General features: G+C 73.8%; 10 protein-coding genes. 7 read left to right on the forward strand and 3 right to left on the reverse strand.

The features are described 5' to 3' along the window. Nucleotides 1-72: 72 nt before the first annotated feature. Nucleotides 73-1,044, forward strand: a complete 972-nt coding sequence (locus ACWEVO_RS22835) for a pirin family protein (protein ID WP_452309560.1) — start codon at nt 73-75, stop codon at nt 1,042-1,044. A 32-nt stretch (nt 1,045-1,076) separates the two neighbouring features. After that, nucleotides 1,077-1,742, forward strand: a complete 666-nt coding sequence (locus ACWEVO_RS22840; protein WP_452309561.1) for a hypothetical protein — start codon at nt 1,077-1,079, stop codon at nt 1,740-1,742. Between the two features lie 215 nt (nt 1,743-1,957). Here the strand turns inward: ACWEVO_RS22840 and ACWEVO_RS22845 are convergent, their stop codons facing one another. After that, nucleotides 1,958-2,617: a DUF1345 domain-containing protein gene (locus tag ACWEVO_RS22845; protein WP_452309562.1), complete on the reverse strand. Its 660-nt coding sequence runs from the start codon at nt 2,615-2,617 to the stop codon at nt 1,958-1,960. A gap of 8 nt (nt 2,618-2,625) precedes the next feature. After that, nucleotides 2,626-2,895, reverse strand: coding sequence for a DUF2795 domain-containing protein (locus ACWEVO_RS22850; RefSeq protein WP_452309563.1), 270 nt, complete (start codon nt 2,893-2,895; stop codon nt 2,626-2,628). Nucleotides 2,896-3,055: 160 nt separating this feature from the next. On the opposite strand from ACWEVO_RS22850, the gene ACWEVO_RS22855 reads away from it, so the two are divergent. Further along, nucleotides 3,056-3,463 (forward strand): DUF2267 domain-containing protein, encoded by a 408-nt coding sequence (locus ACWEVO_RS22855; RefSeq protein ID WP_452309564.1) that lies wholly within the window; start codon nt 3,056-3,058, stop codon nt 3,461-3,463. Nucleotides 3,464-3,573: 110 nt separating this feature from the next. On the opposite strand, the gene ACWEVO_RS22860 is transcribed toward ACWEVO_RS22855, so the two are convergent. Then, the gene (locus tag ACWEVO_RS22860; protein WP_452309565.1) at nt 3,574-4,722 is read right to left on the reverse strand and encodes a CaiB/BaiF CoA transferase family protein; all 1,149 of its coding nucleotides are present in this window, start codon (nt 4,720-4,722) and stop codon (nt 3,574-3,576) included. 249 nt (nt 4,723-4,971) lie between these two features. On the opposite strand from ACWEVO_RS22860, the gene ACWEVO_RS22865 reads away from it, so the two are divergent. The 4 genes from ACWEVO_RS22865 (at nt 4,972) to ACWEVO_RS22880 (ending at nt 7,806) form a co-directional block, all read left to right on the forward strand. Next, nucleotides 4,972-5,988, forward strand: a complete 1,017-nt coding sequence (locus ACWEVO_RS22865) for a TerC/Alx family metal homeostasis membrane protein (protein WP_452309566.1) — start codon at nt 4,972-4,974, stop codon at nt 5,986-5,988. Nucleotides 5,989-6,141: 153 nt separating this feature from the next. Further along, a complete protein-coding gene (locus ACWEVO_RS22870) occupies nt 6,142-6,732 on the forward strand; it encodes a sulfite oxidase-like oxidoreductase (protein ID WP_452309569.1) in 591 nt (196 codons plus the stop codon). A gap of 1 nt (nt 6,733) precedes the next feature. After that, nucleotides 6,734-7,495: a ferredoxin reductase gene (locus ACWEVO_RS22875; protein WP_452309567.1), complete on the forward strand. Its 762-nt coding sequence runs from the start codon at nt 6,734-6,736 to the stop codon at nt 7,493-7,495. Nucleotides 7,496-7,512: 17 nt separating this feature from the next. Continuing rightward, nucleotides 7,513-7,806 carry a DUF6510 family protein gene (locus tag ACWEVO_RS22880; protein ID WP_452309568.1) on the forward strand — a complete coding sequence of 98 codons (294 nt, stop codon included), beginning with the start codon at nt 7,513-7,515 and terminating at the stop codon, nt 7,804-7,806. The last annotated feature ends 112 nt before the right edge of the window (nt 7,807-7,918 follow it).

Here is a 7,918-nt window from a genome sequence, read left to right on the forward strand (position 1 = left end):
CGGGGAGCGGCGAGCTGATCCGCCGGGGCGAACGCGGTGACCGCCGCGGAGGGCTGAGCGTAGAGTCGGGCGGTGGACCGTACCGAATCCCTGCCCGCGCAGACCCTCCCGCCCGGCGCCGCCCCCGCCGAGCAGGCCAGCGTGCTGCTGCCCGGCCACGATGTGCCGCTCGGCCGCTACACCACGGTGCGGCGGCTGCTGCCCCAGCGGCAGCGGCGGATGGTCGGCGCCTGGTGCTTCGTCGACCACTTCGGACCGGACGACGTCGCGGAGCGGCCGGGCATGGAGGTGCCGCCGCACCCGCACACCGGGTTGCAGACGGTGACCTGGCTCCTCGACGGGGAGATCCTGCACCGGGACAGCCTGGGCAACGTCCAGCCGATCCGGCCCGGGCAGCTCAACGTGATGACCTCCGGGCACGGCATCGCCCATTCTGAGCGGTCCCCGGCGGCGCACCCGCCGCTGATGCACGGCGTACAGCTGTGGGTGGCGCTGCCGGACCCGGCGCGCGCCGGGGCGGCGGACTTCTCCCACCACGCGGCGCTGCCCCGCTGGCGCGACGGCGACCTGGACGTCACCCTGCTGGTCGGCGAGGTGGGCGGCGAGCGGTCCCCGGCGGTGGTGCACACCCCGCTGGTCGGCGCGCAGCTCGAGGTCCGTGGCCCGGCGCCGGCCACGCTGCCGCTGCGCCGCGACTTCGAGTATGGGCTGCTGGCGATGTCCGGGGCCGCCGAGGTGGACGGCGTGTCACTGGCGGTGGGCGCCCTGCTCTATCTGGGCGCGGGCCGGGACAGCGTGACCGTGCACGCCACCCCGGGCAGCCGGCTCCTGCTGCTCGGCGGCACGCCGTTCGAGGAACCGCTGGTGATGTGGTGGAACTTCGTCGGCCGCTCGCACGAGGAGGTCGCCGCGGCCCGGGAGGACTGGATGGCGGGACGGCGGTTCGGCACGGTGGCCGATGATCCCGCGCCGCCGCTGCCGGCCCCGGAGCTGCCCACCACCCGGCTCAAGGCGCGCGACCGGCGGGGCGGCGTCCTGGGCTGAATGCCCGCCCCGGCCCCGGGTAGACGCGGGGCATGCCGACGACTGCGATTTCCAGCATCGAAGACAAGAAGCGGCTGGTCCGCCGGCTCGCCGGGGACGGCCGGGGCTTCGCCGAACGGTACGGATTCCGGGTCACCAACAACCCGTCCCACCTGTTCCAGGTGCTCTACCTGTCCGTTCTGCTGGCCCGACGCGGCGACTTCCGCAAGGCGGTCGACACCGCCACGGCCCTGCGGGACGCCGGCTGGGACAGCGCCGCCCGGATGGCCCGCTCGCTGCACGAGGACCGGGTACGGGTGCTGCGGGCGGCGGGGCAGCGTGGCGACGTGGCGGCGCTCGCGGACGCCCTGGGCGATCTGGCCCGCACCATCGTCGACCGGTACCGGGGTGACCTGCGCCGGCTGCGTACGGAGGCGCACCAGGACCCGGCTCGGGAGCGGCGGCTGCTCACCGCGCTGCCCGGGGTGGACGACGAGGTGACCGACCTGTTCCTACGCGAGGCGCAGGCGGTGTGGCGCGAGGTGGCGCCGGTGGCGGATCGGCGGGCCCTCACGGCGGCGCGCCGGTTGGGCCTGGGCCGGTCCGCGGACGACCTGGCCGGCCTGGCCGGCAGCGGCGAGTCCGAGCGCTTGGCCTGGCTGGTCGGGGCACTGGCCAGGGTGGACCTGGAGAAGCGGTACGCGGAGCTGACCGGCTGAGCCCGGGTGCGTCGCTGGCCACAATTTCGCGATAGTCACCCGTTCGGCTGATACCCCGTCGTATGATGATCGTGGCAGCGATGCCCGCCCGGTTCGGGCGAACATCCACCGCCTGGCGGTCGCGACCCGGTTCGGGCGCGGACCGGCAGGGACAGGTGCTGCGTGGCGCCCCAGGTCGCGGTTCGTGACCCGGGGCGCCCGCCTGTCTGCGGCGTTCACGCCGCCAGGCCGGCCAGGAGGTTCACCGTCGCGGCGATGATGACCGCACCGAACAGGTACGACAGCAGGGCGTGCCGCAGCACGGTCCGTCGCACCTCGGAGCTGCACAGGTCGGTGTCGGACACCTGGAAGGTCGAGCCCACCGTGAACCCCAGGTACGCAAAGTCGGCGAAGCAGGGCGGCTCGGCCTGGTGGAAGTCGATCCCGCCGGGTTCGCCGCTGTAGTACAGCCGGGCGTACCGGGTGGTGAAGACGGTGTGCACCACGAACCAGGAGAGCACCACGCTGAGCACGCCGAGCCCGCCGTACAGGTCGCGGAGCAGGCCGGCGGCGACGGTGTGGGCGCTGGTGAGCACCACGGCGACCGCCAGCAGGCTGGCCAGGCAGGCGCTCAGCAGCAGGACGTCCCGTACCGCCCGGTTAGGGTCCTCCCGCTTCGCCAGTCGGGCGGTTCGCGCCGCGTCCAGCCGGGACAGCCGCCCCCACTGCAGCACCAGCCAGCTGAGCGCGGCGACGTCCCATCCGACCAGCGGGGCCAGCACCGGCGTCATCAGCAGGCCGACCAGCCCTCCGCAGACCACGCCGACGACCGCCATCAGGGCGAGCTGGACGGCGGCCGGGACGTGCCCGTCCGAGTGAGGCGCCCGGCGCGGCACCGGTGGTGTCAGATGCCGCGCAGGTGCTGCGAGACCCGCGTATGCCGGTCCCGCGCCTGCGCCGCGCGCTGGGAGCGGCCGACCTCGGGTGCGGCGTCGATGCCGGCCGACCGGGCCACCTCGTTGCCGTTGGCGTAGTCCACCGGCGGGAGCGCCCGCAGCGCCTGCAACACCTCCGGCGGTGCGCCCTCCCGTTCGGCCTCGCGGATGACGTCGTCCTTCCCGGCCGGATAGTCCAGCGCGGACAGGTAGTCGAGGACGTCCGTGTAACTCGCCATGGGTGGGCTCCTCGCGCCTCTAGATGCGGTCACGACCGGCGCGGCTTACCCACCGGGCCGCCGGCCACGCGCGGCGCCTGCCGGAAAATCCGGCCGCCGTTTCCCGGCCGCCGGGCCGGGTAGGCGGTCGGCTGGAGCGCACCGAAGGGGAGTACCACCGATGCAGTACAGGACCTTCGTGGAGCAGGTCGCCCGGCGCGCCGGGACCTCCGACGAGCGGGCGGCGGAGCTGACCCGGGCCACGCTGGAGACCCTCTCCGAACGGATGACCGGCGGTGAGGTACTCGATCTCGCCGCGCAGCTGCCGAAGCCGCTCTGGGAGGCGCTCAAGCCGCATCCGCGGACCGAGGCGGCCGACCGGTTCGGTGCGGCCGAGTTCGTCGCCCGGGTGGCCCGGCGGTCCGGCTGCGACGAGAACGTCGCCCGGGACGCGGTCCGGGCCGTGTTCACCGCGCTACGCGAGGCGATCACCAGCGGGGAGTTCCACGACGTGGTGGTGCAGCTGCCGCGCGACTACCGGGACATGGTGGAGCCGGCCCTGGCGCCGGCCACCTCGCGCCGCCGCTGACCCCGCTCGGCTCGACTCATGCCGCGCCAGGTCGCCGTGCCGGGGTCGCCGGTCACCGCGCCTCGCGGCGGATCGCGTCGACCAACGGGCCGCGCGTCCCGGCCGCGGAGTCAGGCCACCGTACCGGCGGCGCGCAGGGCGGCGATCCGGTCCGCGTCGAAACCGGCCTCCGCCAGCAGTTCGTCGGTGTGCGCGCCGGCCGGTGGGGCCGGCCGGCGGACCGAGGTGGGGGTGGCGGAGAAGCGCGGCGCCGGGGCGGGCTGCGGGACCCCGTCGTGCTCGACGAACGTGCGCCGGGCCGCCAGGTGCGGGTGCTCGGGCGCTTCGGCCCAGTCCAGGACCGGCGTCACACAGGCGTCCGAGCCGGCCAGCAGCTCCGTCCACTCGTCCCGGGTACGGGTGCGGAACAGCCGGGCCCACGACTCGCGCAGCGCCGGCCAGTTCGCCGGGTCGTCGCGGTCCGGCGCCTCGTCGCCGTCCAGCGGGAAGCCGGTCAGCCGGACCAGTTCGGCGTAGAACTGCGGCTCCAGCGCGCCCACCGCGACGTACCGGCCGTCGGCGCACTCGTACGTGTCGTAGAAGGGTGCGCCGCCGTCGAGCAGGTTCACCCCGCGCGGGTCCTGCCAGAGGCCGAACCGGCGCAGCGCATGGATCTGGGTGGCCAGCACCGACACGCCGTCCACGATGGCCGCGTCGACGACCTGGCCGGGCGCGCCGGCGCGGACCGCGTACAGCGCGGCGACGATGCCGAGGGCCAGCATCATGCCGCCCCCGCCGAAGTCGCCCAGCAGGTTCATCGGCGGCACCGGGCGTTCGCCGGCCCGGCCGATGCCGTGCAGCGCGCCGGTCAACGCCAGGTAGTCGACGTCGTGCCCGGCGGTCCGGGCGAGCGGGCCGTCCTGCCCCCAGCCGGTCATCCGGCCGTACACCAGGCGGGGGTTGGCGGCGAGGCAGTCGTCCGGGCCGAGGCCCAGCCGCTCGGTGACGCCCGGCCGGAACCCCTCGATGAGCGCGTCGGCGCCGGCGACCAGCGTCCGCACCACGTCCCGCCCCTCGGGCGTCTTCAGGTCGACGGCGAGCGAGCGGCGGTTGCGGTTCAGCAGGTCGCCGGGGATGGTGCCGAAGCCGGCCCCGCCCACCCGGTCCACCCGGACCACGTCGGCACCGAGGTCGGCGAGCATCATCGCGGCGAACGGGCCGGGTCCGATACCGGCCAGCTCGATCACCCGTACGCCGGTCAGCGGCCCCTGGTTGCTCATCGCGACACCATAGGACCCCACCGCGCCGGGCACCACGCCCCGCCGTCCACACAGCTGTTGACCAGGGCAATCATGTCGCCGGCGACTTGGCGGCCGGGGTGAGGTTGGCCTAACCTGGACGGCGCGAGGGGAGTACTTCCCACGAACCATTCCGGTCAGTACGGCACGCCCCGGGCGTGCCTCGGGTGGTTGCCCACGATCGGTGGGTGAAGGAGACCTCGAACATGACACGGTGTTCGAGGAGGCTCCATGACCGGATCGTCATACCTGTCCGCCGGTGAACTCTCGTCGGTGGGCACCCCTAGCCTCTGGGCGATCACCATCGCCGGCGTGCTCGCCCTGCTGGTGCTGGACTTCCTGGTCACCCGCAAGCCGCACGAGGTGTCGATCAAGGAAGCGCTCGGCTGGTCGGCGTTCTACATCGCCCTGCCGCTGGCCTTCGGCGCCTGGGTCTGGTCCCGCTACGGGTCGGAGCTGGGCGTCCAGTACCTCACCGGCTACCTGGTCGAGAAGTCCCTGTCGGTCGACAACCTCTTCGTCTTCATGCTGCTGCTGGCCGCGTTCGCGGTGCCCGCCGTACTCGCCCAGCGGGTGCTGCTCTACGGCATCGCCGGCGCGCTGGTGCTCCGCGCGGTCTTCATCGCGCTCGGCGCCGCCGCCCTGCAGACCCTCGACTTCGCCTTCCTGCTGTTCGCGGTCGTCCTGGTCGCCACCGCGATCAAGCTGCTGCGCGACGCCCTGTCCGGGCACGAGCAGGAGGTCGACATCAACACGATGCGGTCGGTGAAGCTGCTGCGTCGGCTGATGCCCGTGGTGGACGACTACCACGGTGCCCGGATGACCGTCCGGCAGGGCGCCCGCCGCGCGCTCACCCCGTTCGCCCTGGTCGTGGTCGCCGTGCTGGCCACCGACGTGATCTTCGCGGTCGACTCGGTGCCCGCGGTCTACGGCATCACGGAGGACCCGTACCTGGTCTTCGCCACCAACGCGTTCGCCCTGCTCGGCCTGCGCGCGCTCTACTTCGTGCTGCACGCCGCGCTCAGCCGCCTGGTGCACCTCAGCTACGGCCTGGCGATCATCCTGGCGTTCATCGGCCTCAAGCTCGGCCTGCACTGGGCGCACGGCGTCTGGCCCGGCGTGCCGCAGATCCCCACGCTGGCCTCGCTCGCCGTCATCATCGGCGTCCTGGTGATCGTCACGCTGACCAGCCTGCGCGCCACCCGCCACCGCGAGCTCGGCGACGCCCAGGTCGTCGCCGAGCGGTAAGGAAGGGCCCCTTCTTAACGCCTGGTGTCGTAAAGGGGCCCCCTTCCAACAGCCGGCGAACCGGGCCGCCGCGGTGGTCACCCGCCGCGGCGGCTCCGGGCCGAACCCCTCGCCCGGGCGCACCGCAGGTGGTACGACTGACCGGTGGGAATCGTGTCGCCCGGCTTCCAGGGCCGGCCCCGCTCGGCCGAACCGGCCCTGCCGCCGGGCCAGTACCTCACCCAGGACTTCCCGGTGCTCTCCGCCGGCCCGACGCCGAAGGTGCCGCCGGACACCTGGGAGTTCGTGCTGACCACCGAGGGCGGCGCCGAGTTCCGGTGGTCGTGGGACGAGCTGATGGGCCTGCCGCAGGAGACGCCGACGGTGGACATCCACTGCGTCACCCGCTGGTCCAAGCTGCACACCAACTGGCAGGGCGTCTCGCTCGACACGCTGCTCGACGGGGTCGACACCGCCGCCCGGTACGCGCTGGTCCACTCGTACGGCGGGTACACCACCAACCTGCCCCTGGACGACCTGCGCGGCGGCCGGGCCTGGGTGGCGCACACGTACGAGGATGGCCCGCTCCCCGCCGAACACGGCGGCCCGGCGCGGCTGCTCGTGCCGCACCTCTACTTCTGGAAGTCGGCGAAGTGGGTCAACGGCATCCGGCTGCTCGTCGACGACCAGCCCGGCTTCTGGGAGACCGCCGGCTACCACGACTACGGCGACCCGTGGCGCGAGCAGCGCTACCAGGGCGACTGAGGTGGGCGCGCCGACCACCGGCGGGCGGGTGGTCGCCCCGCTGAGCTGGCGGGTGGCCCGGCTCGCCGAGCGGCGGGTGGAGACCCCGAGCGCCCAGACCCTGGTGCTGGACGTGCCGGGCTGGCCGGGGCACTTGCCGGGGCAGCACGTGGACGTGCGGCTCACCGCCCCGGACGGCTACCAGGCGGCCCGGTCGTACTCGATCGCGGCGCCCGCGGAGGGGGAGCGGATCGAGTTGACCGTGCAGAAGGTGGCCGACGGCGAGGTGTCGCCGTACCTGACCGACGTCTGGGCGCACGGCGATCCGGTGGAGGTGCGCGGGCCGGTCGGCGGCTGGTTCGTCTGGCGTACCGAGGAGAGCGCACCGGTGCTGCTGATCGCCGGCGGCTCCGGGGTGGTGCCGCTGATGGCCATGGTCCGGGCCCGCCGCGCCGCCGGCAGCCGGGCACCGTTCCGCTTGATCTACTCGGTCCGCACCCCCGAGGACGCCTTCTACGTCGACGAGCTGCGCCGCCGGGCCCGCGACGACCAGGGCCTCGACGTGACGTACGTGTACACCCGCCGGGCGCCGGAGGGTTGGCGCGGTGAGCCGCACCGGATCGGCCTGGCCGACGTGAACAGCCACGGCTGGCCGCCCGACCTGGAGCCGCTCTGCTACGTCTGCGGGCCCACCGGCTTCGTGGAGACCGTGGCGGACCTGCTGGTGGGGCTGGGCCACCCGACCCGGCGGGTACGGACCGAACGCTTCGGCCCCACCGGGTGACCAGCGAGGAGGACCCCATGACCGACCTGTCCTACCTGGACGGCAACATGCTCGACGGGCCGCTGCGGGAGCTGTTCGCGGTGGACGTGAGCGCCGCCACCGGGCGCTGCGACAACTGCGGCATGACCGGCCCGATGGCCGGGCTGCACGTCTGGTCCCACGCCCCCGGCCTGATCGGCCGCTGTCCGAACTGCAGCGAGGTGATGATCCGCCTGGTCCGCGCCCCCGACCGGGCCTGGCTGGACCTGCGTGGCGCAACCTTCCTCCAGGTCCCCATGCCCCTGGACCAGCCCCACCCCCGCCCCCTCTAACCCCCCCCGCGAGACGCGGGTTGATCAAGGGGTTTGCGTCGAGGAGACGGTGACTCCCGACGCAAACCCCATGTTGAACAATTGCGGGTGTGGCGGCGGCGGTGTTGGGGCG

This window comes from Micromonospora sp. NPDC003776, from assembly GCF_053605645.1.